Source organism: Streptomyces sp. NBC_00239, from assembly GCF_036194065.1.
Classification (GTDB): Bacteria; Actinomycetota; Actinomycetes; order Streptomycetales; family Streptomycetaceae; genus Streptomyces.
The window spans coordinates 4,779,278-4,803,513 of sequence record NZ_CP108095.1; the positions used below are offsets into that span (position 1 = coordinate 4,779,278).

Consider the following 24,236-nt stretch of genomic DNA (forward strand, 5'->3'; position numbering starts at 1 on the left):
CCTGACCTGGGCTTTTGCGGGAAGGCGCTCGTTCGTGGGGAGGCGGGCGGGGGATCCCGGTAACGGATCGCGTCCCAGCCGCGCAGCGGCCCCGAATCCCCCGGCCGAGGCCGAGGCTGGCGTACGGCGTACGGGGTAGGGGCAGCCGCCGACGGCGCCCAGCCCCCACTGGAAACCTCAGCATCTCGATGCCGCTGTACGGGCGGAGCGGGTGGGAGAACACCCCCGCGCGGAGCGCGGGGGCACCCCCACCGGCGGCCGGCCGGACACGAACGCCCCGCCCGGCACGGGCACAGCCGAGACGCCGACCCGCCAAGCGCGGCGGACCCCCACCGGCGGCCGGCCGGACACGAACGCCCCGCCCGGCACGGGCACAGCCGAGACGCCGACCCGCCAAGCGCGGCGGACCCCCACCGGCGGCCGGCCGGACACGAACGCCCCGCCCCGCACGGGGCACAGCCGGGACGCGGACCCGCCAAGCGCGGCGGACCCGCGCGGGACCCCCACCGGCGGGGAGCCGGGCATGTGCGCCCCGCCCGGCACGGGCGTGACACGTGGACCCGCCCGCCAAGCGCAGCGGACCGGTTCCCGCGATGCCAAGCGCAGCGGACCGGCATATGCTCCGAATAGTCCGATTAGGCGTTTCTCGAAGGAGTGACGACGGGATGGGCAAAGAGCAGAAGAAGGACCTTCGTGCCGCCGCGGAAGGCCAGCGCCCGGCTGAGCCGCCGTGGGCGAAGGGGCACGGGTTCGAAGGCCCCGTGCGCAGCAAGGTGAAGGGCGGGCTGCACACGAAGGCGGAGCTGAAGCGTGCCGGCAGTCCGCAAGGCGATCGCATCGGTGAGCGGAGCAGGGGGCTGAGCTAGCAGGACAGGTCCCGGTGTGGTGGCGGCCCTCCCGGCCTGCGGTCGGGAGGGCTTTCGCGCCCCCGGACCGGCCCGCCGAGGCCTGTCACGGCCTCCGCCCGGACGCCCTTTACGGCTTTGCTGCCGCCTATTCGGGCAAACGTTACATTGTCGACGGATTACCAGAACATGCTCCTCGTAGCTTCGTAGTCGTCGCCGGGGCGGATGCCCTACAGGACAGGGCGACGCAGAGACGACGAGGGGAATCCCGCCCATGGGTGCCATCTTCCGTACTGCCGCCATCGCCACCGGTGCCGGTGGCGGTGCCGTCACCGTTCTCGCTCTTCCTGTGGGCGCCGCGTTCGCGGACTCACCGACCGCTTCGTCGGTCGTCGGCGGGCTGGAGCAGGGGGCTCGGCAGTTCGTGAACCAGGTGGTGTTGGAGGGCGGCGCGCTCACCCCGCCCGGCGGCCGCGGCTCGTCCGGAGTGCTGCGATGACCTGCACCAGCACCGCCGCCCGTCCCCGTGTCGTCCGGATCGCCGCCGCGGCCGCGCTGGCCGCCTCGCTCACCGCGGGGCTGTCGGCCTGTGGCAGCGGGATGGCCCCCGACCCCAAGGTCGGCAGCACCGCCGCCGCCCCGGCGAGGGAGGCGTCCACGGCCGAGGCCCTGCCGAAGTCCCGGCCCACCGGGCTGAAGATCCCCTCGGCCGGCGTCGACGCGAAGAAGATGCTCGACCTCACCACCGACGCCAACGGCGAGCTGGGCGTTCCGGACGCCGACACCGAAGCCGACACCCCCGGCTGGTGGACCGGCGGGGTGACCCCCGGTGAGGTGGGCGCGGCAGTGCTCGTCGCGCACTACGACACCAGGCACGGGCCGGCCCTGATGAAGGACGTCAAGAAGATCAAGCTCGGTGACGTGGTCGAGGTGCCGCGCGCGGACGGCATGACGGCCACGTTCAAGATCCGCGAGGTCGAGGACGTCGACAAGGCGAAGTTCCCGACGCGGAAGGTCTACGGGAACACCGGCCGCCCCGAACTGCGCCTGATCACCTGCGGCGGCGAGATCAAGAACGGCCACCGCACGAACAACGTCATCTTCTACGCCGACCTCGTCCGCCCCTGACCCGAGTGCGTGATCACGGCTCGGTGGCCTGCGTGCTCGTCTCGGACTGACGTTGACGAGCCAGCAGTTCCTCCACCAGCTCGCGATAGCGCGCGACCTCTTCGTTGAACTCTGAGTTGTCCACGTCCAGACCTGCTGCCGGGCCGGGTAGCCCTGCAAGCTCGCGCAGAGTCGGTTCGAAGTCCGGGTCCAGGCCCTTGTGGCATGTGCCGCAGAGTGTGACGAGGTTTTCCTCGGCAGTCGGACCGGCCATCCGCCAGGGCACGAGGTGGTGTACGTGCAGCTCGATGTCCGTGTGATCGCTCGATCTGCGACGAAGCGTCTCCAACAGCCGGGCCCTGGCTGCGTTCTGCCTGTCTCCCATGGCGTGACCTTGCCACAGGGGACTGACACGCCACCGGTCGTGCTCTGACCCCCGATACGCCGACGTCGTCAAGGCGATCCGCCGGGAGCAGCACCCGCAGCACGGCCCGGATCGGGCGGACGGTCAGCCCGTCCGCGGGTGACATGCCGATCGCGTCGGCGATGTGGGTGTCGAGGAGTGGCGAGGGCCCTCCGGCCGTGATCGGCTGGAGGGCCCTGGACCCACTCTGACCAGCAGGTCTACTGCTGTGCCCCCGGCAGGATTCGAACCTGCGACACCCGCTTTAGGAGAGCGGTGCTCTATCCCCTGAGCTACGAAGGCGAGTCGAGGACAGGTTAGCCGATGTCGGGGGTGTGGCGCTGGGGGGTATCGGGGCGGGCAGGGGGGTGGGTTGGCAGGGATGGGTGGGAAGGGCGGGGCGGTACCCGGCAGGCCGGTTCGGGGGCTCGTGCCCGGTTTGGGGTGGGCTCGAGTGGTCCTCGAGTGGTTCTCCGTGGTGGTGGCCTACGTTGGTCGGGGCCCGCACGCCGAGATGCCGCGTCAGGAGAGCCCCGTGCCCGACTCCACCGACCCCGCCCGGATCGTTCGGTCCGTCCCCGTCCCCGTCCCCGTTCCCGCAGGTGACGTGTCGCGGCTTGCCGTCGGCGTTGTCGGAGCCGGGACCCTGGGGCTGAGCGTGGCGCAGTGCCTGGCCGCGGCGGGGCACGACGTGACCGTCGTGGAGTCGACGGCCGATGTGCTGGCCGGCGCCCCGGACCGGCTGCGCGCCGGCATCCGGATGGCCGTCATGCTGCGCCGGGCGGCCGCCGACGGCGTGGCGGAGACCGTCGCGCGGATTCGTTTCAGCGACGACCTGGGTGACCTCGCGGGCGCGTCCTTCGTCTTCGAGTGCGCCCGCGGGAGCATTGCCGTCACGGAGGATCTCGTCCGCTCGCTGGGCGCCGTCGTCCCCGCGAGCACGGTGATCGCCACGTGTACGTCGGCGGTCCCCGTCGAACTCCTCGGCCGGCAGATCCCGTCCCCCGACCGGCTCCTCGGCATGCTGTTCGTGAACCCGGTCCACGCGAACGACGCCGTCGAGGTCGTCCGCGCCAAGGACACGAGCACGGAGACCCTCGCCCGCGCCCACGCGCTGCTGCACTCCCTGGGCAAGCAGGGGACGATCGTCCACGACGCCCCCGGGTTCGTCTCCGACCGGCTCGCGCACGTCGCGTACAACGACGCGGCCGGCGCGGTCCGGGCGGGCGCCGCCGACGCGGCCACCGTGGACCGGATCTTCCAGGAGCGCTTCGGGCACGCGACGGGGCCGCTGCGGACGGCGGACCTGATCGGCCTCGACACGGTCGCGGACACGCTGTACGTCCTGCACCGGCTCACCGGGGACGAGCGGTTCGCGCCCTGCGAGCAGCTGACGGACCTGGTGGCCGCGGGCAAGCTCGGGCGCAAGAGCGGCGAGGGCTTCCACCGGTACGCCCCCACCGGCTGACCACCGTCGCCGATCCCGCCGGTCCCGTACGAGCGGCCGATCACCGGTTCCGTACGACCGGCCGATCACCCGTTCCGTACGACCGGCCCGTTCCGTACGACCAGCCGATCAGCCGTTCCCTACGGGAGGCTGATCGGCTGCGGCGTATCCGCCCGACTTCGTTACGCGTCCACCGGCCGGGCGGCCGCCGGGACCGCCGTCATGGCCAGGCGGGCCAGGGTTTCCGTGTGGGCCGAGAGGTAGAAGTGGTCGCCGGGCAGGACGTGGGTGGTGGAGGGGCCCGTGGTGAGGGCCGCCCAGTCGTCGGCCTTGGCCTCCGACATGCGCGGGTCCGCGTCGCCGGTCAGCACGATCATCTCGGCGTGCACCGGGGGCGCGGCCGGGTCCGGGCGGTACCGGTCCACCAGGAAGAAGTCGTTGCGGATGATCGGGAAGAACAGCTCGCGCAGGGCGGCGCTTTCGAGCACCTGGGGGTCGGTGCCGCCCAGGGTCCGCAGCCGGCTGTCGAGTTCGGCGTCGGAGAGGGGCTGCTGCGGGACGTCGGCGGGGAAGCCGCTCGCCGCGCGGCCCGAGACGCACAGCCGGGTGAAGTGCGTTGCCCCGGCCGCCTCCAGGCGCAGCAGGGTCTCGTACGCCACCGAAGCGCCCATGCTGTGGCCGAACAGCACGGTGCGGCGCACCGGGGCGGCGAGGAGTTCCGCGGTGACCTCGTCCGCGAGGCCGCCCATCGTGGGGATGAGGGGGTCCCGGAAGCGGCCTTCGTGGCCGGGGTACTGCACGGCCATGAGTTCCGCGCCGAGGGGCACGTGGTCGGCCCACTCGCGGAAGAAGCTCGCGGAGCCGCCGGCGTGCGGGAAGCAGACCAGGCGCAGCGATGCGGTCGAGTTGGGGCGCAGGTGCACGAGGGCTGTCATCGGGTCTCCCTGGGTGGTCGTCCGGTATGACGACCCTAGGGGCAGGCTCGTACGGGTGTGCGGACGGCCGAGTGGACCTCGACCGTCCGTCGAGTCGTCCCCCGCCCCCCGCCCCGCCGCCCCGCCGCCCTGACGATCGGGCCACTTCCGCCGATCCCGCGACGCCTCCCGGGCGGGTCCGCGAAGCGGCCCCTCAGGGGCGGGTGATGCGTACCTGGTAGCTGTCGTTGGGCAGTTCGCCGACGACCGAGACGCTGATGCCGCTGGCGTCGTCGGTGTAGGTCTCGCCGGGGCCGAAGGGTGCGTCGGAGAGTTCGGAGTGGACGTTGGGGCGCCGGGTGCAGCCGCCGCTGTCGAGGGCGCTGTCCGAGATGGCGACGGGGCCGCGCCCGGTGTCGACCTGCGAGTCCACCTTGTAGATGAGCACGCCGGGTTTGCACACGGCCTCGTCGTTGCCGGCCGGGGTGCGGACCTCGACGGCGATGCCGGCCGAGTCGGAGGTGGGGGCGAAGGCGAGTTTCCTGGCGCCGCCGGCGACCGCCAGCGGGGTGAGTACGTGGTCGCTGGTGCCGGGTTTGGCGGCGCAGCTGATCTGGCTGCTGTCGAGCCAGCCGAGCTTCCACTTGTGCCAGCCGAGCAGGTCGTTGTTGGCGCCCCAGTCCTCGCTCATGATGTCCCAGTGTCCGACCGCGCCGCCGCCGTCCGCGGTGTAGAGGTCGGGCAGTCCGAAGACGTGCCCGTTCTCGTGGGGCAGCACCCGGTAGCCGGTCTCGCGGTACGAGCCGGAGCCGTCGTCCTGCCGGCTGTAGACGAAGGACGTGTTGGCCAGCGGGACACCGTCGGCGATCGGCGCTTCCCCGTTCCCGGAGAAGGTCACCGACAGGACGGTGTCGAGGGCGGACGGCCCGGCGTTCGGGGTGACCAGGATGTTGACGAGGTCGTACGCGCTGAAGTCCACTTCCGCGTCGGCGGCCTTGACGATGTGCTCGACGAGCTGGCGGTAGCCGGGCTCGTACGGGGAGCCGCGCTCGATCCCGTACGCGGCGAACGGCATCGGCATCCGCAGCCAGTTCGATACCGGGGCCTCGGGCCGGTATACCAGCCGCCCGTACGAGCTGGTGCGGAACCAGTCGGAGGTCTGCGGGAAGAACTCGGCCAGCCGGTCCTTGGCCGTGCCCTCGCCCTTGGCGTCCGGGAAGTCGATCATGAGGTTCAGGGCGCGGACCTCACCGGTGGAGCGGGAGTACCCGGGCGGGGTCGGCAGGCCTTCGGACATCTGGACGCCCATGGCTCCGGAGATCCGGCAGGGCGCGAGGGCGGATTCGTTCGCGGTGGCGACCGGGCCCGCGGCGGCGCGCGGCCGGTCGCTCATGCCGCCGCTCGCGGTGGCGGTCACGCCCAGCGCCAGCGCGGTGAGTCCGATGTACGCGCTGGTCCGGCGGTGTCTGCATATCCGGTGGCGGGTCTGCGGCATGCGGTCGCCTTCGGGTCCGCGGCAGCCGGCCGGACCCGTGCTGCGCTCCTGCGCCCACCCTCTGCCGGGTCGGACCGGACCGCGCGCCGGGATCGTCCGAACGTGGATCGGGGTGTGACTCAGGTCACACAGAAGAGTGAAATAACCGGGGACGCGCTCCCCGTTTACCCAGGTGTCCTCGAAACGGGGACCAGCTCCCCGCTTGGGGAGCGACCGAGACCTTGCGAACACGAGACCTTACGAACGAGGGGGAGTGCAGCCGTGGAGACCGCGACCACCTCCGGCCCGGCGCCGCGCGCGCCGCGCGCACCGCGGGAACCGGGCGCGCTGGACATCAGTCGCCCGGCCGACCCGGACCGGGCGGCCGGCTGCGAGCAGCACGCGCCCGCCGGGCGCGCCGTCCCGCGACCGCGCGCCGACGCCCAGCGCAACCGGGAGCGGATCCTCGTCGCGGCCCGCGAGATGTTCGTCGAGTACGGCTCCCAGGCCCCGCTCGACGAGATCGCCCGACGCGCCGGCATCGGCAACGCCACCCTCTACCGGCACTTCCCCGACCGCGCCGCCCTCGTCCACCACGTGGTCCTCTACGTCATGGACCGGGTGACCGCGCAGGCCGAGACCGCCCTCGCCGAGGAAGCCGACGCCTTCGCGGCCCTGTGCCGCTTCGTGCACGCCGCCGCCGACGAGCGGATCGGCGCCCTGTGCCCGATGCTCTCCGGCGACTTCGACCGAGACCACCACGAACTGCTCGCCGCCCGCGACGAGTTGGAGGCCGCCGTCGAAATCCTGATGGCGCGGGCCCGGGAGTCCGGCCTGTTGCGCCCCGACGTCGCCGCCGGCGACCTGATGGTGGCGCTGTCCCAGCTCAGCCGCCCGCTGCCGGGCACCGGCTGCCTCGACATCGACCGCTTCACGCACCGCCATCTGCAACTGTTCCTCGACGGCATGCGCGCGCCCGCCCGCTCCGAGCTGCCGGGCAGCCCGGCCACCCTCTACGACCTGAGGAACACCCCCTAGCGGCCCCCGCCGGCCGCATCCCGCGGCGCCCCGCGCCGCCCCACAACTTCACGTACACGTCCCATTTCATCTGAAACGCACCACGAGGTGGCTACTCCCATGCCAAAAACGCCGTCGACACCGGCCGGTGACCTCCAGCAGGCCGACCCGAGCCGCTGGAAAGCACTGGTCTTCATCGCCCTCGCCCAGCTCATGGTCGTCCTCGACGCGACGATCGTGAACATCGCACTGCCCTCCGCCCAGCAGGACCTGGGCATCTCCGACGGCAACCGGCAATGGGTCATCACCGCGTACGCCCTCGCCTTCGGCGGCCTGCTGCTCTTCGGCGGCCGGATAGCCGACAAGTGGGGCCGCAAGAACGCCTTCGTCGTCGGCCTGATCGGTTTCGCCGCGGCCTCCGCCCTCGGCGGCGCGGCCACCGGCGAGGCCATGATGCTCGGCGCCCGCGCCCTCCAGGGCGCCTTCGGCGCGCTGCTCGCGCCCGCCGCACTGTCGCTGCTCGCCGTCATGTTCACCGACGCCAAGGAGCGCGCCAAGGCCTTCGGCATCTACGGTGCCATCGCCGGCGGCGGCGGCGCCGTGGGCCTGATCCTCGGCGGCTTCCTCACCGAGTACCTGAACTGGCGCTGGACCTTCTTCGTCAACATCCCGTTCGCGATCGTCGCCGCCGTCGGCGCGTACCTGGTCGTCCGCGAGCCCAAGGGCGGCCGCAACCGCGCCCCGCTCGACATCCCCGGCGTCATCCTGTCCACGCTCGGCCTCGTCGCCCTCGTGTACGGCTTCACCCGAGCCGAGTCCCAGGGCTGGAGCGACCCGGTGACCGTGGGCCTGTTCATCGGCTCCGCCGTGCTGCTCGCCGCCTTCGTCCTGACCGAGGCCAAGGTGAAGTCCCCGCTGCTCCCGCTGCGCGTCCTCACCGAGCGCAACCGCGGCGGCGTCTACCTCTCGCTTGGCCTCGCCGTCATCTCGATGTTCGGACTGTTCCTCTTCCTCACCTACTACCTCCAGGTGGTCAAGGGGTACTCGCCGGTCAAGACCGGCTTCGCCTTCCTCCCGATGATCGCGGGCATGATCGCGGGCTCCACGCAGATCGGCGCCCGGCTGATGACGCGGGTCCCGCCGCGCCTGCTGATGGGCCCCGGCTTCCTGGTCGCCGCCTCCGGCATGCTGCTGCTGACCCAGCTGGAGGTCGGCTCCTCCTACCTGGCGCTGATCCTCCCGGCCCAGCTGCTCCTGGGCCTCGGCATGGGTACGGCCTTCATGCCGGCGATGTCGCTGGCCACCCACGGAGTGGACCCGGCCGACGCCGGCGTCGCCTCCGCGATGGTCAACACCTCGCAGCAGGTCGGCGGCGCCATCGGCACCGCGCTGCTGAACACCATCGCGGCCTCCGCCACCACCTCGTACCTGGTGGCGCACGCCTCCGACGGCGCCGGTGGCGCCGCCGCCCGGCAGGCGCTCCAGGCCCAGGGCATGGTGCACGGCTACGCCGCCGCCATCTGGTGGGCGGTGGGCATCCTCGCGGCCTCGGCCGTGATCGCCCTCACCTTCATCACCACCGGCCGCCCGGACGCGGGTGCGGTCGCCGGCTCCGGCGACGACGCGGACGCGGACGCCGTGGCGAAGGTCCCGGTCATCGCGCACTGACCCGGGCCCCGACCCGTACGGAACCGGCGAGGCCGGACGCACCCCAGCCGGGGCGCGTCCGGCCTCGCCGGCGTTCCGGGAGGGGCGTTCCGGGAGGCCGACGCCGTTCCGGGGACCTCTCGGGCGTTCTACGCGTGTATCCGGCAATTCGGTCGCCCGCGCAGGCAACCACACGGCGCCGCGGTCCGTCTCCCCAGGTGGGGCGCAGCCAGGGCGGACACCGCTTTGCGGTGGGGCAGGGTACTGCAAGATCGCAAAAAAAGAGACGCGGCGTGGGAATTCTGTCCCGATTCCAGTCGTTGTTTCCTACGGATGCGGGCACTCGGGAGAGTGTCGCAACCAGACGCACCACGCAGTACCGCCGCACCGCGACCGAACTCATTGCAAGGGAGCACGCATGGCAACCCGCGCCGTCGCCCGTCGTCAGTCCGAGACGGCCAGCAGCGTCCGCGCCGTCCGCGCGGAGATCGCCGACCGCGACCTGGTCGGCATGTACCTCGACGAGATCGCGCGCACCCCGCTGCTCGATGCCGCCAAGGAAGTGGAGCTGTCCCAGATCATCGAGGCCGGCGTGTTCGCCCGCCAGATCCTCGACGAGACGGTGACGCCGGACCCTGCCGCCGCCGACTCCAAGGCCGCCGGCTCCCGGAAGTGGGGGGCCTCCGCCACGCGCGAGGAGCTCGAAGCCCTCGCCGCCGCCGGAGAGCGCGCCAAGGAAGTCTTCATCCGCTCCAACCTCCGCCTGGTCGTCGCCGTGGCCCGCCGCTACCCGCGCAGCGGACTCCCGCTCCTCGACCTGATCCAGGAAGGCAACGCCGGCCTGGTCCGGGCCGTCGAGAAGTTCGACTACGCCAAGGGCTTCAAGTTCTCCACGTACGCGACCTGGTGGATCCGCCAGGCCGTCACCCGGTCCATAGCCGACCAGTCGCGCACCATCCGCCTCCCCGTCCACCTGGTCGAGGAGCTCGGACGGATCCGCCGCGTCCAGCGCGAGTTCAACCGCGAGCACGGCCGCGAGCCCGAGCACGCCGAGGTGGCCGCCGAACTGGGCTCCACGGAGCAGCGCGTCGGCGACGTGCTCGACTGGGCGCGCGACCCGGTCAGCCTGAACATGGCCGTGGACGACCAGGGCGAGACCCAGTTCGGCGACCTGCTGGAGGACACCTCCGCCGTGTCGCCCGAGCAGTCCGTGCTCTCCCTGCTCCGCAGCGAGGAGCTCGACGACCTCATCGGCAAGCTCGACCAGCGCACCGCCTCGATCATCAAGATGCGGTACGGGATCGACGACGGCCGCGAGCGGACCCTCACCGAGGTCGGGAAGCAGCACGGCCTGACCCGCGAGCGGATCCGGCAGATCGAGAAGCACGCCCTGCTGGAACTGAAGAAGATGGCCCGCGACACAGGCTTCGACGCGGCAGCCTGACCCCCCGAACCGGCCCCGGCACCTATCCCCCCCAGGTGCCGGGGCCGCCCCGTACCTCCAGCTCCGCCGAAGTCACGGGATCGGTACGCGGCCACCGCCTACCGGCCACCGCCTACCGGCCACCGGCCGCCTCGGTCAGCCGAGCCCCCAACGCCGCCGCACTCGCGGCCAACGCCCCCGGCGCCCGCACGGCGAACGGCAGCCCCGTCATCGCCAACCGCATCGCCAGCCAGTCCGGCGAGTCCGCCGACGTGAAGCGCACCCGGCACCCGCCGTCCTCCGGCTCGGCCCGCCCCAGCCAGTGCGGCGCCTGCTCCACCGGCACCCCGAAGGCCACCTCGGCCTCGTACTCCTCCTGCCGCCCGTGCAGCCCCCGCGACACGAACGCCACAGCGTCCCCGCCCATCGGCAGCTCCCGCGGTGCGAAGCGGGCGCCCGTCGCGAAGGGGTCCGACAGCCGGTCCACCCGGAAGGTCCGCCAGTCCTCGCGGTCCAGGTCGTAGGCGAGCAGGTACCAGCGCCGCCCGGTGGACACCAGCCGGTACGGCTCCACCAGCCGGTTCGAGCCCACGCCGTCGCCCGCCCGGTAGGAGAACCGCAGCCGCTCGTGCCCGGCCACCGCCGAAGCCGTCGCCGTGAGCGTCCGCGGGTCGATGCTCGCCCCGTCCCCGCGGGTCAGCGCGAGCGTCGCCGTCTGCAGGGTGCTCACCCGGTGCCGCAGCCGCGACGGCAGCACCTGCTCCAGCTTCGCCAGAGCCCGTACGGAGGCCTCCTCGACCCCTTCGATGGCGTGCCCGGCCCCGGCCCGCAGCCCCACGGCGATCGCCACCGCCTCCTCGTCGTCTAGGACAAGCGGCGGCAGCGCGGCCCCCGCCACCAGCCGGTAGCCGCCCACGGCCCCCATGGTGGCCTCGACCGGATATCCCAGGTCACGCAGCCTGTCGATGTCCCGCCGGATCGTCCGCGCGCTCACGCCCAGCCTTCCGGCCAGCTCGCTGCCCGGCCATTCCCGGGGCGTCTGGAGCAGGGACAGCAGGGTCAGCAGCCGTGCCGGTGTGTCCGTCATACCCCCAAGGCTGCCAGCGAAATAGGCCACAGACTGTCCTACATCCGGTCTACGTTTCTCCTCATGAGCACCCAGCTGTCCAAGAAGCCCGAACCGGACGGGCACGACATACCCGCGGCCGACCCGGCCACCGATGCCGCCGACCGCCGCCGTTGGCTGGCCCTGGCCATCGTCATGACCGCAGCCTTCATGGACCTGGTCGACGTGACGATCGTGAACATCGCGATCCCCAGCATGCAGCACGACCTGGGCACCTCCACCAGCGCCATCCAGTGGATCACCGCGGGCTACGCGCTCGCCTTCGCCGCGGGCCTGATCACCGGCGGCCGCCTCGGCGACATCTACGGACGCAAGCGCGTCTTCCTCATCGGCATCGCCGGCTTCACCGCCGCCTCCGCGCTCTGCGGTCTCGCCGCCAACCAGGAGATGCTCGTCGCCTCCCGCCTGCTCCAGGGCTCCATGGCCGCGCTGATGGTCCCGCAGGTGCTCGCGATCATCCACGTGACCTTCCCGCCCCACGAGCGGGGCAAGGTCTTCGGCATGTTCGGCGCGATCATCGGACTCGGCGCCGTCTCCGGCCCCATCCTCGGCGCGCTGCTCACCGAGTGGAACCTCTTCGGCCTCGAATGGCGCCCGATCTTCCTGATCAACCTGCCCGTCGGCATCGCCGGCCTGATCCTGGGCAGCAAGTTCATCAGCGAGTCCAAGGCCCCCAAGGCGCTGCGCCTCGACCTGGTCGGCGTGGTCCTGGCGACGCTCTCGCTGGTCGGCCTGATCTACCCGCTCACCCAGGGCCGCGAGAACGACTGGCCGCTGTGGGGCTTCCTCTGCATGGGCGCCGTGCCGTTCCTCTTCGCCGGCTTCCTCGCCTACGAGAAGCACAAGACCCGCAAGGACGGCTCGCCGCTCGTCGAGCTCTCCCTCTTCAAGGTCAAGAGCTTCGCGGCGGGCATCGCCGTCCAGCTGACCTTCGGCATCGCGACCGGCATCTTCTTCCTGGTCTGGACGCTGTACATGCAGATGGGCCTGGGCTGGAGCGCGCTGAAGGCCGGCACCACCGGCATCCCGTTCTCCATCGCCGTCTCGGTCGCCGCCGGGATGTCCGTGCAGAAGCTGGTCCCGAAGTTCGGCCGCAAGGTGCTCCAGGCGGGCGCCCTGGTCATGGGCGTGGGCCTGCTCCTCTACATCTGGATGTCCCACGAGTACGGCATGGACATCGCCCCGTGGCAGATGGCCGCCCCGCTGATCGTCATGGGTGTCGGCATGGGCCTGATCGTGGCCCCGCTCACCGACGCGGTCCTCTCCGAGGTGCCGCGCGAGCACGCCGGCTCCGCCTCCGGCCTGATCAACACCGTCGGCCAGATGGGCAACGCGCTGGGCCTCGGCCTGGTCTCCGTCGTCTTCTTCAGCGTGGTCGACGACCAGCTGCCCAAGGTCGGCCCCGGCCCCGCCTTCGTCGAGGGCTTCGAGCAGGCCCTGTGGTGGGTCGCGGGCGTCCTGGTCGTCATCTTCGCGGTGATGTTCGCCCTCCCCGCCGAGCAGAAGCAGGGCGTCGGCCACGAGGCCGAGGCCGGCGCCTGGTCGGACGCCGACGACGCTGACGTCGCGGCCGCCGCCCCGGCGGACGCCGTCGACGCAGCCGACGAGGGCGGCAGCCCCCGCAAGGTCACCGTCTGAGGTCCCGCACCTCCGCTCCACCGGTACGGACATACCCAGCCCCACCAGGGCGGGTATGTCCGTTTCCTTTTTCGGACTATTGCGGACGTAAGGTGGTGCCGGAACCACAAGTTCGGGCACCGAACGGACGTAAACCCACATGTACGCACCGGAGCGCCAGCAGCACATCGTCCGCCTCGCCCGCGACGCCGGCCGGGTCGACGTGCTCTCCCTCGCCGAGGAGTTCCAGGTCACCGCGGAGACCGTACGCCGCGACCTGAAGGCCCTCGACCGCGCCGGACTCGTCCGCCGGGTGCACGGCGGCGCCATACCGGCCGGCCGCCTCGACTTCGAACCGGACCTCACCGAGCGCGAGGCCACCGCCGCCGACGAGAAGGACCGCATCGCGGCCGCCGCCCTCGCCGAGCTGCCCGCCGCCGGCAGCGTCATCCTCGACGCCGGCAGCACCGTCGCCCGCCTCGCCGCCCGGATCCCGGTGGACCGCGCGCTCACCGTCGTCACCCACGCCCTGCCCGTGGCCGCCCGCCTCTCCGACCACATGGGCATCGACCTGCACCTGGTCGGCGGCCGCGTCCGGCACCGCACCCGCGCCGCCGTCGACGCCTGGGCCCTGCGCGCCTACGCCGAGATCCGCGCGGACGTCCTCTTCCTCGCCACCAACGGTTTCACCCCCGAAGGCGGCCTGACCACCCCCGACCTCGCCGAAGCCGCCGTCAAACGGGCCGCGGTCGCCGCCGCCCGGCGGGTGGTCCTCCTCGCCGACTCCGCGAAGGCCGGGCAGGAACACTTCGCCCGCTTCGCCGCCTTCGCCGAGATCGACCTGCTCATCACCGACGCGGGGCTCGCCCGCGCCCAGCAGGCGGCCATCGAGGCCGCCGGTACGGAAGTCGTGCGCGCATGATCCTCACCGTCACCCCCAACCCGTCGCTCGACCGGACGTACGAGGTGCCCGCCCTGCGGCGGGGCGCGGTGCTGCGCGCCCCCTCAGACCGGGTCGACCCCGGCGGCAAGGGCGTGAACGTCTCCCGCGCGGTCGCCGCCGCGGGCCGCAGCACCACCGCGGTCCTCCCGCTCGGCGGCGCCGCCGGCGCCCTGATGGCCGAACTCCTCGGCGGGCTGGGCGTCGACGTCACGGCCGTCTCGATCGCCGGCGCCACCCGCACCAACATCGCCGTGGCCGAACCCGACGGCACCCTCACGAAGATCAACGCGGCCGGTCCCGAACTCACCCCCGCCGAGTCCGCCCTGCTGCTGTCCACCGTCCACACCCAGGCCGGCGCCGCCCGGTGGGTCGCCTGCTGCGGCAGCCTGCCGCGCGGCCTCGGCCCGGACTGGTACGCGGGCGTGGCCGAAGCCGTCCACGCGGCGGGCGCCAGGATCGCGCTCGACACCTCGGGCCCCGCGCTGCTCGCCGCCCTCGAAGCACGCCCCGACCTGGTCAAGCCGAACGCCTCCGAACTCGCGGCCGCCGTGGGCCGCCCCCTGGCCACGGTCGGCGACGTGCTGGAAGCGGCCCGGGAACTGCGCGAGCGCGGCGCCCGGACGGTCCTGGCGAGCCTCGGCGCCGACGGCCAGCTCCTGGTCGGCCCGGCCGGCACCTACTACGGCACGGCCCCGGCCCCGGCCGTGCGCAGCAACGTCGGCGCGGGGGACGCGGCACTGGCCGGCTTCCTGATCGCCGCGCGCTCCGGGGAAGCCGTGGGGCCCGACGCCCTGGCCGCGGCCCTCGCGCACGGCGCGGCGGCCGTCCAGCTGCCGGGCAGCGCCATGCCCGCCCCGGCCGACCTGCGCCCCGCAGCGGTGCGCATCACCGGCGACCTGCCCCTGCACCTCACCCTGACCGACCCGGCCACCCCCTGACCCGGCCACCGCCCGGACAGCGGCCAGGGCGGCAGGGCCGATCAGGGCGACCCGGGGCGGTCACAGCCGATCGGGGCGTTCGGGCCGGGCGACCCGGCCCGCCGTCAGCGCACCCGGGCGCGCAGCTCCATCGCCTCGCGGGCGGCCGCCTCGGCCGCGTACACCTCGCACATGTGGCGGCCGTCCGGGGTGGCCGTGTGCTCGACCTCCCACAGGCTGACCTCCCGCCCGTCCATCAGGACGAACGCGTGCTCGTACAGGGTGAATCCGGCGCCCCGGCCGTCCGCCAGGCACTGCCGCCCGCCGAACGCCTGGGTGATCTGGTGGGCGTACGCCGACCGCAGCAGCCGCGCCGTGTCCGCGCCGGGCCGGTCCGCGTTCTCCGCGCGCCGCAGCACCCGGCGGGCGTGGTCCGCCGAGTCGTCCACCGCGTACACCCGCCGCTGCTCGGGCACCGCCGCCTCGCGGGCGAACAGCGCGCCGAGCACCGCTATGTCGTGCTCGGGGTCGTCCTCGTCCAGCCCGCCGTGGAACTCCAGCTCCGCCGCGGGCGCGTCGAATTCGTCGCCGAACAGCCGGTTCAGGGCGAGGGACAGCTCCGCCTTGGCGCCGAAGACCTCGTGCCGCAGCGGGTCCGGCCCCGCCGACCGGTAGGCCAGCTCCCACAGGGACACCGCCTCCCCGTCGGCGAGCAGGTAGGTGTGCCGGAAGGTCTCACGCTCCAGCCCCGTGATCGAGCTGTGGTGCGAGGAGTACAGCGAAGAACTGTGGGCGAGCGCCGAGCCGAGGCGCTCGACCAGCCGGTCGGGCAGGTCGAAGGAGTTGAGGGCGCGGCCCAGGAGTCGGTCGAGGTGCGCCTCGGTTGTCTCGTACGGATCGCTCAAGGTGGGTCTCCAGGCCGTCGCAGCTAGTTACTTCACGGAAGCTCAACGTAGCCCCTGGGTCTGACATCGCGTCCGGGGTTCTGAAAAACGTGCCGCGTCCGGAGAAGGTTCCCGCCGGAAATCGTGGCCGCCGCCCGACTCCCTTGCCGCACGGATCAGTAGACATCTCCGTACATCTCCCCGTACAGATCCCGGTACGCGGGGAACACCCCGCCGGGCCCGTCGACGCCGCGCGCCGCCAGTACCGCCTTCACCACCGCCCTGGTCACAGCGTCCGCACCGGCCGCCAGCACGGCGTTGAAGGCGTCGAGGCCGGCCATCGGAAGGCGGCCCGCGGACAGCGCGAACACCGTGTCCCCGTCGTTCAGCAGGTGCACCGGCCGCACGGCGCGCGCCAGCCCGTCGTGCGCCGTCCCGGCGAGCTTCTGCGCCTGCGCCTTGTCGAGCAGCACGTCCGTGGCGACCACCGCGAGGGTGGTGTTGAGTGGTGGGCGCACCGACCCGGCCGTGCGCCCCGACGTCTGCTCGCGCGCCCGTTCCAGGCGTCGTACGGCGGCCTCGTGCGCGGCGGGCTGTGGGTGCCGGAGCCGGCCCGCGAACAGGCTCCCGTACAGCGCGCCCGTCAGCGGATCCAGCACCGAGCCCACGGCGTTGACCACCACCAGCGCGCCGACCGTCGCCCCCGACTCCAGCAGCACGCTCGCCGTGCCCAGACCGCCCCGGAGCCCGCCGGCGACCGCCCCGGTGCCCGCGCCCACGTTGCCCTGGGCCACCGCCGCGCCGGCCGCCGAGTCCGCGGCGGCCCGCACCGCCGCCCGGCCCAGCGCGGCGTCCGGCCGGGCCCGCCAGTCGCCGCCGCGCCCGAGGTCGAAGAGGCAGGCGGCCGGCACCACGGGCACCACCTGGTGCGGGTCCGGCCCCACCCGCACCCCGCGGCCCTGCTCCTCCAGCCAGGCCGCCACCCCCGAGGCGGCGTCCAGCCCGAAAGCGCTCCCGCCGGTCAGCACCACGGCGTCGATCCGCCGTACGACGTTGCGCGGATCCAGCGCGTCGGTCTCGCGGGTCCCGGGGCCGCCGCCGCGCACGTCGACGGCCGCGACCGCCCCGCCCTCGGGGGCCAGCACCACCGTGGTCCCGGTGAGCGCGCCCGCACGGGCCAGCCGTGCGTGCCCCACCCGCAGTCCTGCCACGTCCGTCAGGGCGTCTACTCGGTCCATGCCACATCCGTACCACTTCGCGTCAACGTGGCTCCAGCGTACGGGGATTGGCCCCGTTCTCAACGGTTATGCGGGGGTATGGTGCGGCCATGGCAACGAACACAGCGGGCGAGGCGATCCCCCGGCAACAGGGCCGCCCCCGCATCCGACCCGAGAACGAACCGGCCGGGGCCTCCCGGGCTTTCGCCTGGCTGCTGGTGGTCACCGGCGCGGCGGGCCTGCTCGCCTCCTGGGTGATCACCCTCGACAAGTTCCTCCTGCTGGAGGACCCGGACTTCAAGCCGGCGTGCAGCCTCAACCCGGTGGTCTCCTGCGGCAGCGTCATGAAGAGCGAGCAGGCGGAGGCCTTCGGCTTCCCCAACCCGATGCTCGGGCTGGTGGCGTACGCGGTCGTGGTCTGCGTCGGCGCCGGCCTGCTGGCGGGCGGCCGCCACCGGGGCTGGTTCTGGCTGGGTCTGAACGCCGGTCAGGTCTTCGGCGTCGGCTTCTGCACCTGGCTGATGCAGCAGTCCCTGTACGAGATCAACGCCCTGTGCCTGTGGTGCTGCCTGGCCTGGACGGCGACCCTCGTCATGTTCTGGGCGACCACCGCGCGCAACGTCGCCGCCGGGACGCTGCCGGCTCCGCGGTGGCTGCGGTCCTTCCTGGGCGAGTTCCCGTGGGTGCCGCCGGTGCTGCACCTCGGGGTGATCGGGATGCTCATCCTCACCCGCTGGTGGGACTTCTGGACCTCGTGACCCGGACAGCGCGGGACCCCGGCAGCTGGAAGCTGCCGGGGTCCTTTCCATCGCTCCACGGGCACCAGCGGGCCCGGACCGGAAGGAGGGGCGGAGGTCAGCTGCCGGAAGAGAGGTTGCCCGAGAGGACCGGGATGTTGCTCAGGATGTGCGAGAGCGGCTCGTCGCCCTTGGCCTGGGTCGAGTTCTCGGTGCACTGCTGGTTCTGCGGCGCGGACAGGATCGGGACGTCCTGCACGAGGCCGACGGCGGCGGCGCCGACGAGGCCCTGGAGGTTGAGCTTCGCGGGGAGACCGATGCAGGGCTTGTTCAGGGTGCCCTGGATCACGCTGAGCTGCGGGCTCATGTCGCCGTGGGTCTTCTGGTTGCCGTAGACCTGGGAGGCACCGTTGCCGTTGACGGTGTTGACCCCGTTGTCGTTGCCGATCGCCATTGCCGGGGAGGCCATGGCGGCGCCCGTGCCGAGCACGGAAGCGGTGACCGCGGCGGTGGCCATGATCTTCTTGAGCATTTGATTGGTCCTTTTGTCGCACGAGTGCCCGCTAGTGGAGCGCCCTGATCAACTGGCGCGTCAGGGGGTTGGTTCTCCTGCTTCACTCAAACGGCCCGCGCGCGCGGAGCTTTTCATATTGAGCGCCGGGCGCCCCCGGTCCTCAGTCGCCGCCGGACCGGGCCCGCCCGTACGGGCCTCGCGCAGAGGTGCGGGAGGCGCCCGGAGCGCCCCCACTCCTGTTGCGCTCCGTAGCACCAGTTCACACCGTGGGTAAGGGGCCGACCGGTCCCGCACGACCACGCGAAGGAACATCCATGCACCGCAAGAAGGCGTCTCGCGTCCTCGTTCCGTCGGCCCTCTGCGCCGCCATACTCTTCGGCGCGGCCGCCCCCGCGAGCGCCCTCGACGGCGACGGGGCCGCCCCCGGCGCCGCGGCCCTGACCAAACGGATCGTGTCGGTCCAGCAGGAGATCGACCGTCAGATCGACCGGCAGCAGACCGCCGAGCGGGCCGGGCCGATCGAGGACCTCCTGGGCACCCTCACCCAGACCCTCGACGGACTCCTGAAGTCCCTGAGCGGGCTGCTCGGCGGCATCAAGCTGCCGGCCCTGCCCGCACTGCCCGCCCTGCCGTCCCTGCCCGCGCTGCCGGCCGTCCCCTCGCTGCCGGAGCTCCCCAAGCTTCCCGCGCTGCCCCCGGTGGAGCTGCCGAAGCTGCCGCCCGCCGCCGAGGTCCCGCCGGCCGCGGCGGTGCCGGAGACACCGGCCCTCCCCGAGGTGCCGGAGCTCCCGGAGCTGCCGGCTCTTCCGTAGCGCGGTGCGGTGCCACAGTTACGACTATTGCGCTGAACAGGTCTGATCGCGGCCGGGCCCGTGTCGTTCCGGCAGACTGGAGCGTTTCGCTCGGTGTGAGCCCCGGATCAGGGGCGGAACGTCGAACAGAAGGTGCGCTTCCCATGAACTCTGCCAAGAAGGCCGCCCTGGTCCTGGCCACCGCCGGTCTCGCCGCGGGCGCGGCTGCCGGCACTGCCGTCGCCGACTCCAAGGCCGAGGGCGCTGCCGTGGGCTCTCCCGGTGTCCTCTCCGGCAACCTGCTCCAGGTTCCGGTCCACATCCCGGTGAACGTCTGCGGCAACACGGTCAACATCATCGCGGCGCTGAACCCGGCGTTCGGCAACACCTGCGTCAACGACTGATCTCGGTCCAGCGCACTCTGTGGCGCCGTCGGCTCCGGCCGGCGGCGCCACAGTCGTGTGTACGGGGTCCTCTGCGCGGAGCCCCTGGTGCGAGCCTTCGTACGGGGCCTTCGCGCGTACGGCCGTCCCGTGCCCGGCAGGCGAAAGCCGTCCGCGCCTCCGGGGGGTGGAGGCGCGGACGGCTGCGGGCGGCTCGGCCGGGGGACGGCCGGCGGGGGGACGGACAGGCGGTCAGTGACCGCCGTTGAGGTGCACACCGCCCAGCAGCGGCGTGGCCTGGGTGAGGGCGTTGCCCGTCTTGAGGGCCTCGGCCGGCAGGTTGTTCTTCGCCTGGTTGACGTCCTGGACGGTGCCGACGGCCGTGCCCACGGCCGCGCCCTGCTCGTCGAGCGCGTTGACGAGGTGCGTGCTGAGGTTCTGGGTGAGCGGGGCCTGGGCGTCGACCACTTGGAACGCCCCGCCGTTCAGGCTCATGGGCACGCTGTCGACGGCGAAGGCGGGGGCGGCGGCTCCGAGCACGGCCACCGAACCTGCGACGACAGCGGCGGCCTTCGAGAACTTCATTGCGAATCCCTTTCTCCCGGCGGCGACCCTCGCGCCGCTTCCGCCCTGGGTAACGATTGCCCTCCGGTGCGGAAACTCCGAGCCCCGGGCTTTCTTGCGGCACCAGGAATGACGAACGGCCGGAGAATCCGCGCACGGGATTCTCCGGCCGTTCTTCGGATGGCCGTTCTTCCGATCAAACGTCCAGCGTCAACTCGGGTTTCGAATTTCTTTTCAGGAAGCGCGGGAACGGCGGTACAGGACCGCCCCGCCGAGCAGCATGGCCGCCCCGAAAGCCGCCGCGGTGAGGGGATCGCCCGCACCGGTCTCGGCGAGTACGGGGACGTCCGCCGCCGGCCGGGGTGCCGGAGCGGGTGCGGGGGCCGGGAGCGGGGTGACGGCCGGGCCGCCGGTCACGGGCGCCGGGGCGGGCGGCAGGGAGACGTCCACCGGCCGGTCGTCCATCGGGTTGGCCGGGGGCTGGTCGGCCTCCGGCCCGGCCGGAGCCGCGGGAGCGGGAGCTGCCGGAGCCGGAGCCACCGGGGCGGGTGCCTCCGGAGCGGGGGCGGGCGCGGCCGGGGCGGCCGGGACCACCTCCTCGTGGCCGAGGCGGGGACGCGGCTCGGGCACCTCCGGTGCGGGTGCGGGAGCCGGGACCACGGCCTCCGGCGCGGGAGCGGGGAGCGGCACGGGGGCGGGTGCCGGCGCCGGAAGGGTGGTGGCCTCGTGGACCGGCTCGGGGACGGGGACGGGGGCCGGGACGGGGACCGGGGCCGGGATGGGCGCCGGGGCCTCGTGGACCACCGGTACCGGCTTCGGCTTCGGCTTGGCGTGCGGGTGGGGCTGCGGCTTCGGGGCCGGCTTGGCGTGCCGGGGCTTGGGCTTGTGCACCGGCGCGGGCGGTGCCTCGTGCGGCGCGGGAGCGGGCTTGGCGTGCTGCGGGCGGGGGCGCGGGGCGGGCGGCGCGTGGTCGTCGCACTCCTCTTCCTCCGCTCCGTAGCCGGGCCCGGGTCCGTGCCCGCGCGGCCGGTCGTACCCGTCCTCGTCGTCACCGTGGTGCCGGGGCTGGGCGTGCCGGGGCTCGTAGCGGTCTTCGAGGTAGCGCTCGTAGTCCCGGGCGGTGCCCGGTTCCAGGTAGCGCTCGTAGTCGTAGCCCTGGCCGTAGCCGCGCGGTGCGTGGGACGTCACCTGCGCGCACTCGTTGCCCATCGCCGGGTTCAGCGCCCCGGCGCCGTCCACGCTGTTGCCGCAGACGTTCGGAGACAGCGTGACCGGTACCGAGACGCTGTTGCCGGACAGGACGCCCGGTGAGTGCGAGGCCTCGGCCGTGGTGCCGGGGTGCGCGTACGCGGCGCCCGCCCCGAGTGACAGCAGACTCGACGCGGCCGCGGCCGTGAGCATCCCCTTGCTCAGCACCTGTCGGCTCAGTACCTGTCGCATGGGTCCTTCCCTGTCTGCCGGCTCCTTGGCCGGCGATGGAATTCAAGGTGGCCTCGGAGTGCACCGCCGTGCACTCCGAGGCCACCCCGAGGAGGTTTGCGCTTGCGGGCGCGGACGCGTCGCTGCGTCAGTCGTTGACGCAGACGTTGCCGAACGTGGGGTTCAGCAGCGCGATCACGTTGACGGTGTTGCCGCAGATGTTCACCGGGACGTGCACCGGGACCTGGAGCAGGTTGCCGGAGAGGACGCCGGGGGAGTGGGCGGCCTTGCCGAGGGCCTCGGAGTCGGCCATGGCGGGGGTGGCCGCGCCGGCCGCCATCAGAACACCGGCCGTAACAGCGGCTGCCTTCGTGTACTTCATTTTCTTTAAATCCTTCCCGCAGAGGCGTACGCCGCATACACGACCCTCGCGCTGCGCACACAGTTTCCTGTCCGTCAACGCCGCTGCAGTATGAGTAACGAGTCGGTCCGGAAAAAGAAACCGGAGGTTTTCGGGGAGTGTCCCGGAATTCACTCCAATGCACAGAAGCGTGAATTCAGGAGGTTCCGAAACGGTTTTTCGTGATCTTTTGCGAGTGGAATTGAAGAGGCTGCGAACGCGCCTCTGACGACGACGAGGCCGCCGCGACCCGCGAAGGGTGCGGCGGCCTCGTGTGCGAGGGGCCGGTGGCTCAGCTGCCGGCGGAGACGTTGCCCGAGAGGATCGGGATGTTGTCCAGGATGTGCGAGAGCGGCTCGTCGCCCTTGGCCTGGGTCGAGTTCTCGGTGCACTGCTGGTTCTGCGGGGCTGACAGGATCGGGACGTCCTGGAGGACGCCGACCGCGGCGAGGCCGACGAGGCCCTGGAGGTTGGCCTTCGCGGGCAGCGCGATGCAGGGCTTGTTGAGCGAGCCCTGGATGAGCGCCATCTGCGGGCTCATGTTCCCGTACGTGGCCTGGTTGCCGTAGACCTGGGAGGCGCCGTTGCCGTTGACGGTGTTGACCCCGTTGTCGTTCCCGATGGCCATGGCCTGCGTCGCGCCCATGCCCACGACGGAAGCCGCGACTGCCGCCGTGGCCATCATCTTCTTGATCACTGTCGTCCCTTTTCTGCAAGATTGCCCGGTAACAGGTGCGACCGGATCAACTGCCCGGCCCATGTTTCGGTTGCGCGTGTTCACCCGATTGGCCGTGCCGACAGGTAGGCGCCCGGCGCGTGTGAGCACGCGGGCCGGGCGCCTCAACTGCCCTTGGCGGCAGGGTTAGTTGTTGACGCAGGTGTTGCCGAACGCGGGGTTCAGGAAACCGATCACGTTGACGGTGTTGCCACACACGTTCACGGGGATGTGCACCGGAACCTGGAGCAGGTTGCCGCTCAGGACGCCCGGAGAACCCGCGGCGACGCCCTCGGCGCTGGCGCCGCTTCCGCCGTGGGCGGAGGCCAGGCCCGCGCCGCCCATCAGCACCGCAGCGCTGGCGACCGCCATCGTGGTGCCGCGGATGAGCCTCTTCTTCATCTCCGTATTTCCTTTCGGTTCGAACAATGGTGCACCCCCATAACGACCCTCCATCCGCAAGGGTGCGCACGATCGCCCAAAAGGCCGTACGCGCGAGTCCGGCGTGATTTCCACCCCGATTTCTGACAAAGTGCACTCCTGTTTTGACGCCTTGATCGAAATTGGAGACCGGGTCATGCCGAAGGCTGCGAAGTCGACCGGGCGTACGGCCTTCCGTGCTCTTGTCGCGGTGTCGTGTCTGGGGGTTTCGATGGCACTTCCGACCGCCGGGGCAGCCGCTCCGGCAGCGGCCGGCCAGACGGAATTCCCCCGCATTCCCTTCATGCAGCGCTACCACGCCGTGCAGCACGGCGGGCTGGTCCGTGCCTCCAACTCGGGCATCAGCTGCGGCCGGCGCGCCGACCAGGACTCGCGCACCTGCCGCGAGGTCAAGCAGGGCGCGGCGGGGATCAACAGCGACTTCGACATGTTCTACAGCGACCTCGACCGCGACCCGAACACGTACAACTCCACCGGCGCCGAACTGCGGGTGCCGGCCGGGGCGCGGGTGACGTACGCGCGGCTGTACTGGGGCGGGAACCTGCGGGTGGGGGAGCAGAAGCCGCCGGAGGACAACGGGCGGGTGCTGATCGCGGAACCCGGCGGCGAGTACAAGGAGGTCCTGGCCGACACCCGGATCGGCCACCGTACGGCCGACGGCAGCGATGCCTACCAGGCCTCCGCCGACGTGACGGAGATGGTCAGTGCCCGCGGTGCGGGGATGTGGACGGTCGCCCAGCTGAACATCGCCATGGGGCAGTCGGAGGTCGGCGCCTGGGGCGGCTGGACCCTCGTCGCCGCCTACGAGCACGAGAAGGAGCCGCTGCGGGAGCTGTCGCTGTGGGACGGCTTCGAGGCGCTCGCCGACAAGGGGGCGGACGAGGCGGACAAGGCGGCGGCCGCCGGGCCGGCCGGGCTCACGGTGAAGCTCGACGGGATGAACGTGCCCGCCGGCGGCTCGGGCCGGGTCGGGATCGTCGGTTACGACGGGGACCGCGGGGCCCTCGGCGACTCATTCGGCGTCACGGCGGACCGCGGTCGCCGGGTCGCCCTGAGCGATGCCGAAAACCCGTTCAATGATGTGATGAATTCTACTATCACAGAATTCGGCCGATCGGCTTTCAAGCGTCGGCCCGAACATGTGAACAGCCTCGGATATGACGCGGACGTATTCGACATCAGTCCCGCGCTGTCCGGCGGTGCCCGCAGCCTGAGTTTCGGGTTCGAGGCCGAAAGCCAGGGCCATTTCCTCGGCGTGCTCTTCGTACAGGCAGACGCGCGCCGCTGAACG

At 72.3% G+C, this 24,236-nt stretch carries 26 protein-coding genes and 1 tRNA gene; 14 read left to right on the forward strand and 13 right to left on the reverse strand.

Annotated features, from left to right (window positions below; genetic code table 11):
- Nucleotides 1-665: 665 nt before the first annotated feature.
- The 3 genes from OG764_RS21105 (at nt 666) to OG764_RS21115 (ending at nt 1,973) form a co-directional block, all read left to right on the forward strand.
- Nucleotides 666-866 carry a hypothetical protein gene (locus OG764_RS21105; protein ID WP_328969976.1) on the forward strand — a complete coding sequence of 67 codons (201 nt, stop codon included), beginning with the start codon at nt 666-668 and terminating at the stop codon, nt 864-866.
- 253 nt (nt 867-1,119) lie between these two features.
- Entirely contained in the window at nt 1,120-1,344 is a 225-nt protein-coding gene (locus tag OG764_RS21110; protein WP_328969977.1) for a hypothetical protein, read from the forward strand.
- Nucleotides 1,341-1,973, forward strand: coding sequence for a class F sortase (locus OG764_RS21115; protein ID WP_328969978.1), 633 nt, complete (start codon nt 1,341-1,343; stop codon nt 1,971-1,973). Before OG764_RS21110 ends, OG764_RS21115 begins: the two co-directional genes overlap by 4 nt.
- 13 nt (nt 1,974-1,986) lie before the next feature.
- Here the strand turns inward: OG764_RS21115 and OG764_RS21120 are convergent, their stop codons facing one another.
- Both OG764_RS21120 and OG764_RS21125 read right to left on the reverse strand, forming a co-directional pair.
- Nucleotides 1,987-2,337: an HNH endonuclease gene (locus tag OG764_RS21120; RefSeq protein WP_328969979.1), complete on the reverse strand. Its 351-nt coding sequence runs from the start codon at nt 2,335-2,337 to the stop codon at nt 1,987-1,989.
- A 248-nt stretch (nt 2,338-2,585) separates the two neighbouring features.
- Nucleotides 2,586-2,658 (reverse strand) — tRNA-Arg (locus OG764_RS21125).
- Nucleotides 2,659-2,890: 232 nt separating this feature from the next.
- Here OG764_RS21125 and OG764_RS21130 point away from each other — a divergent pair.
- Nucleotides 2,891-3,823: a 3-hydroxyacyl-CoA dehydrogenase family protein gene (locus OG764_RS21130; RefSeq protein ID WP_328969980.1), complete on the forward strand. Its 933-nt coding sequence runs from the start codon at nt 2,891-2,893 to the stop codon at nt 3,821-3,823.
- Between the two features lie 161 nt (nt 3,824-3,984).
- Here OG764_RS21130 and OG764_RS21135 read toward each other — a convergent pair whose 3' ends face one another.
- Nucleotides 3,985-4,737 carry a thioesterase II family protein gene (locus OG764_RS21135; RefSeq protein WP_328969981.1) on the reverse strand — a complete coding sequence of 251 codons (753 nt, stop codon included), beginning with the start codon at nt 4,735-4,737 and terminating at the stop codon, nt 3,985-3,987.
- A 193-nt stretch (nt 4,738-4,930) separates the two neighbouring features.
- On the reverse strand, nt 4,931-6,211 hold the full coding sequence (locus tag OG764_RS21140) for a M6 family metalloprotease domain-containing protein (RefSeq protein ID WP_328969982.1): 1,281 nt from the start codon (nt 6,209-6,211) through the stop codon (nt 4,931-4,933).
- Between the two features lie 333 nt (nt 6,212-6,544).
- On the opposite strand from OG764_RS21140, the gene OG764_RS21145 reads away from it, so the two are divergent.
- The 3 genes from OG764_RS21145 to OG764_RS21155 all read left to right on the forward strand — a co-directional run bounded on the left by OG764_RS21145 (nt 6,545) and on the right by OG764_RS21155 (nt 10,298).
- Entirely contained in the window at nt 6,545-7,228 is a 684-nt protein-coding gene (locus tag OG764_RS21145) for a TetR/AcrR family transcriptional regulator (RefSeq protein ID WP_443056230.1), read from the forward strand.
- Nucleotides 7,229-7,327: 99 nt separating this feature from the next.
- Nucleotides 7,328-8,875, forward strand: coding sequence for an MFS transporter (locus OG764_RS21150; RefSeq protein ID WP_328969984.1), 1,548 nt, complete (start codon nt 7,328-7,330; stop codon nt 8,873-8,875).
- Nucleotides 8,876-9,272: 397 nt separating this feature from the next.
- Nucleotides 9,273-10,298: a sigma-70 family RNA polymerase sigma factor gene (locus tag OG764_RS21155; protein WP_328969985.1), complete on the forward strand. Its 1,026-nt coding sequence runs from the start codon at nt 9,273-9,275 to the stop codon at nt 10,296-10,298.
- A gap of 112 nt (nt 10,299-10,410) precedes the next feature.
- Here the strand turns inward: OG764_RS21155 and OG764_RS21160 are convergent, their stop codons facing one another.
- Nucleotides 10,411-11,364, reverse strand: a complete 954-nt coding sequence (locus OG764_RS21160) for a helix-turn-helix transcriptional regulator (RefSeq protein ID WP_328969986.1) — start codon at nt 11,362-11,364, stop codon at nt 10,411-10,413.
- A gap of 63 nt (nt 11,365-11,427) precedes the next feature.
- On the opposite strand from OG764_RS21160, the gene OG764_RS21165 reads away from it, so the two are divergent.
- The 3 genes from OG764_RS21165 to pfkB all read left to right on the forward strand — a co-directional run bounded on the left by OG764_RS21165 (nt 11,428) and on the right by pfkB (nt 14,901).
- Nucleotides 11,428-13,041, forward strand: a complete 1,614-nt coding sequence (locus OG764_RS21165) for an MFS transporter (protein WP_443056004.1) — start codon at nt 11,428-11,430, stop codon at nt 13,039-13,041.
- 139 nt (nt 13,042-13,180) lie between these two features.
- A complete protein-coding gene (locus OG764_RS21170) occupies nt 13,181-13,942 on the forward strand; it encodes a DeoR/GlpR family DNA-binding transcription regulator (protein ID WP_328969987.1) in 762 nt (253 codons plus the stop codon).
- Nucleotides 13,939-14,901 carry a 1-phosphofructokinase gene (pfkB, locus tag OG764_RS21175; RefSeq protein WP_328969988.1) on the forward strand — a complete coding sequence of 321 codons (963 nt, stop codon included), beginning with the start codon at nt 13,939-13,941 and terminating at the stop codon, nt 14,899-14,901. The genes OG764_RS21170 and pfkB overlap by 4 nt, the downstream gene beginning before the upstream one ends.
- A gap of 104 nt (nt 14,902-15,005) precedes the next feature.
- On the opposite strand, the gene OG764_RS21180 is transcribed toward pfkB, so the two are convergent.
- Nucleotides 15,006-15,785, reverse strand: a complete 780-nt coding sequence (locus OG764_RS21180; protein ID WP_328969989.1) for a DUF6227 family protein — start codon at nt 15,783-15,785, stop codon at nt 15,006-15,008.
- Between the two features lie 155 nt (nt 15,786-15,940).
- Nucleotides 15,941-17,002 (reverse strand): P1 family peptidase, encoded by a 1,062-nt coding sequence (locus OG764_RS21185; RefSeq protein ID WP_328969990.1) that lies wholly within the window; start codon nt 17,000-17,002, stop codon nt 15,941-15,943.
- 89 nt (nt 17,003-17,091) lie between these two features.
- Between OG764_RS21185 and OG764_RS21190 the strand changes: the two genes are divergently transcribed.
- Nucleotides 17,092-17,739: a vitamin K epoxide reductase family protein gene (locus OG764_RS21190; RefSeq protein ID WP_328969991.1), complete on the forward strand. Its 648-nt coding sequence runs from the start codon at nt 17,092-17,094 to the stop codon at nt 17,737-17,739.
- A 97-nt stretch (nt 17,740-17,836) separates the two neighbouring features.
- Here the strand turns inward: OG764_RS21190 and OG764_RS21195 are convergent, their stop codons facing one another.
- Nucleotides 17,837-18,250 carry a rodlin gene (locus OG764_RS21195; RefSeq protein WP_328969992.1) on the reverse strand — a complete coding sequence of 138 codons (414 nt, stop codon included), beginning with the start codon at nt 18,248-18,250 and terminating at the stop codon, nt 17,837-17,839.
- Nucleotides 18,251-18,546: 296 nt separating this feature from the next.
- Between OG764_RS21195 and OG764_RS21200 the strand changes: the two genes are divergently transcribed.
- Both OG764_RS21200 and OG764_RS21205 read left to right on the forward strand, forming a co-directional pair.
- Nucleotides 18,547-19,044, forward strand: coding sequence for a hypothetical protein (locus OG764_RS21200; RefSeq protein ID WP_328969993.1), 498 nt, complete (start codon nt 18,547-18,549; stop codon nt 19,042-19,044).
- 143 nt (nt 19,045-19,187) lie between these two features.
- A complete protein-coding gene (locus OG764_RS21205) occupies nt 19,188-19,427 on the forward strand; it encodes a chaplin (RefSeq protein ID WP_328969994.1) in 240 nt (79 codons plus the stop codon).
- A 231-nt stretch (nt 19,428-19,658) separates the two neighbouring features.
- Here OG764_RS21205 and OG764_RS21210 read toward each other — a convergent pair whose 3' ends face one another.
- The 5 genes from OG764_RS21210 to OG764_RS21230 all read right to left on the reverse strand — a co-directional run bounded on the left by OG764_RS21210 (nt 19,659) and on the right by OG764_RS21230 (nt 22,906).
- A complete protein-coding gene (locus OG764_RS21210; protein ID WP_328969995.1) occupies nt 19,659-19,991 on the reverse strand; it encodes a hypothetical protein in 333 nt (110 codons plus the stop codon).
- 213 nt (nt 19,992-20,204) lie between these two features.
- A complete protein-coding gene (locus OG764_RS21215) occupies nt 20,205-21,410 on the reverse strand; it encodes a chaplin (protein WP_328969996.1) in 1,206 nt (401 codons plus the stop codon).
- A 127-nt stretch (nt 21,411-21,537) separates the two neighbouring features.
- A complete protein-coding gene (locus OG764_RS21220; protein ID WP_328969997.1) occupies nt 21,538-21,771 on the reverse strand; it encodes a chaplin in 234 nt (77 codons plus the stop codon).
- A gap of 310 nt (nt 21,772-22,081) precedes the next feature.
- Nucleotides 22,082-22,486, reverse strand: coding sequence for a rodlin (locus OG764_RS21225; RefSeq protein WP_328969998.1), 405 nt, complete (start codon nt 22,484-22,486; stop codon nt 22,082-22,084).
- Between the two features lie 165 nt (nt 22,487-22,651).
- A complete protein-coding gene (locus OG764_RS21230) occupies nt 22,652-22,906 on the reverse strand; it encodes a chaplin (RefSeq protein WP_328969999.1) in 255 nt (84 codons plus the stop codon).
- 250 nt (nt 22,907-23,156) lie between these two features.
- Here OG764_RS21230 and OG764_RS21235 point away from each other — a divergent pair, with 250 nt between their 5' ends.
- Nucleotides 23,157-24,233 (forward strand): DUF3344 domain-containing protein, encoded by a 1,077-nt coding sequence (locus tag OG764_RS21235; RefSeq protein ID WP_328970000.1) that lies wholly within the window; start codon nt 23,157-23,159, stop codon nt 24,231-24,233.
- Nucleotides 24,234-24,236 lie beyond the last annotated feature (3 nt).

Coding starts and splice junctions, on each gene's coding strand:
- OG764_RS21105 (WP_328969976.1), top strand. CDS start 666: ATGGGCAAAGAGCAGAAGAAGGACCTTCGTGCCGCCGCGGAAGGCCAG.
- OG764_RS21110 (WP_328969977.1), top strand. CDS start 1,120: ATGGGTGCCATCTTCCGTACTGCCGCCATCGCCACCGGTGCCGGTGGC.
- OG764_RS21115 (WP_328969978.1), top strand. CDS start 1,341: ATGACCTGCACCAGCACCGCCGCCCGTCCCCGTGTCGTCCGGATCGCC.
- OG764_RS21120 (WP_328969979.1), bottom strand. CDS start 2,337: ATGGGAGACAGGCAGAACGCAGCCAGGGCCCGGCTGTTGGAGACGCTT.
- OG764_RS21135 (WP_328969981.1), bottom strand. CDS start 4,737: ATGACAGCCCTCGTGCACCTGCGCCCCAACTCGACCGCATCGCTGCGC.
- OG764_RS21140 (WP_328969982.1), bottom strand. CDS start 6,211: ATGCCGCAGACCCGCCACCGGATATGCAGACACCGCCGGACCAGCGCG.
- OG764_RS21150 (WP_328969984.1), top strand. CDS start 7,328: ATGCCAAAAACGCCGTCGACACCGGCCGGTGACCTCCAGCAGGCCGAC.
- OG764_RS21155 (WP_328969985.1), top strand. CDS start 9,273: ATGGCAACCCGCGCCGTCGCCCGTCGTCAGTCCGAGACGGCCAGCAGC.
- OG764_RS21160 (WP_328969986.1), bottom strand. CDS start 11,364: ATGACGGACACACCGGCACGGCTGCTGACCCTGCTGTCCCTGCTCCAG.
- OG764_RS21165 (WP_443056004.1), top strand. CDS start 11,428: ATGAGCACCCAGCTGTCCAAGAAGCCCGAACCGGACGGGCACGACATA.
- OG764_RS21170 (WP_328969987.1), top strand. CDS start 13,181: ATGTACGCACCGGAGCGCCAGCAGCACATCGTCCGCCTCGCCCGCGAC.
- pfkB (WP_328969988.1), top strand. CDS start 13,939: ATGATCCTCACCGTCACCCCCAACCCGTCGCTCGACCGGACGTACGAG.
- OG764_RS21185 (WP_328969990.1), bottom strand. CDS start 17,002: ATGGACCGAGTAGACGCCCTGACGGACGTGGCAGGACTGCGGGTGGGG.
- OG764_RS21190 (WP_328969991.1), top strand. CDS start 17,092: ATGGCAACGAACACAGCGGGCGAGGCGATCCCCCGGCAACAGGGCCGC.
- OG764_RS21195 (WP_328969992.1), bottom strand. CDS start 18,250: ATGCTCAAGAAGATCATGGCCACCGCCGCGGTCACCGCTTCCGTGCTC.
- OG764_RS21200 (WP_328969993.1), top strand. CDS start 18,547: ATGCACCGCAAGAAGGCGTCTCGCGTCCTCGTTCCGTCGGCCCTCTGC.
- OG764_RS21205 (WP_328969994.1), top strand. CDS start 19,188: ATGAACTCTGCCAAGAAGGCCGCCCTGGTCCTGGCCACCGCCGGTCTC.
- OG764_RS21210 (WP_328969995.1), bottom strand. CDS start 19,991: ATGAAGTTCTCGAAGGCCGCCGCTGTCGTCGCAGGTTCGGTGGCCGTG.
- OG764_RS21215 (WP_328969996.1), bottom strand. CDS start 21,410: ATGCGACAGGTACTGAGCCGACAGGTGCTGAGCAAGGGGATGCTCACG.
- OG764_RS21220 (WP_328969997.1), bottom strand. CDS start 21,771: ATGAAGTACACGAAGGCAGCCGCTGTTACGGCCGGTGTTCTGATGGCG.
- OG764_RS21230 (WP_328969999.1), bottom strand. CDS start 22,906: ATGAAGAAGAGGCTCATCCGCGGCACCACGATGGCGGTCGCCAGCGCT.
- OG764_RS21235 (WP_328970000.1), top strand. CDS start 23,157: ATGGCACTTCCGACCGCCGGGGCAGCCGCTCCGGCAGCGGCCGGCCAG.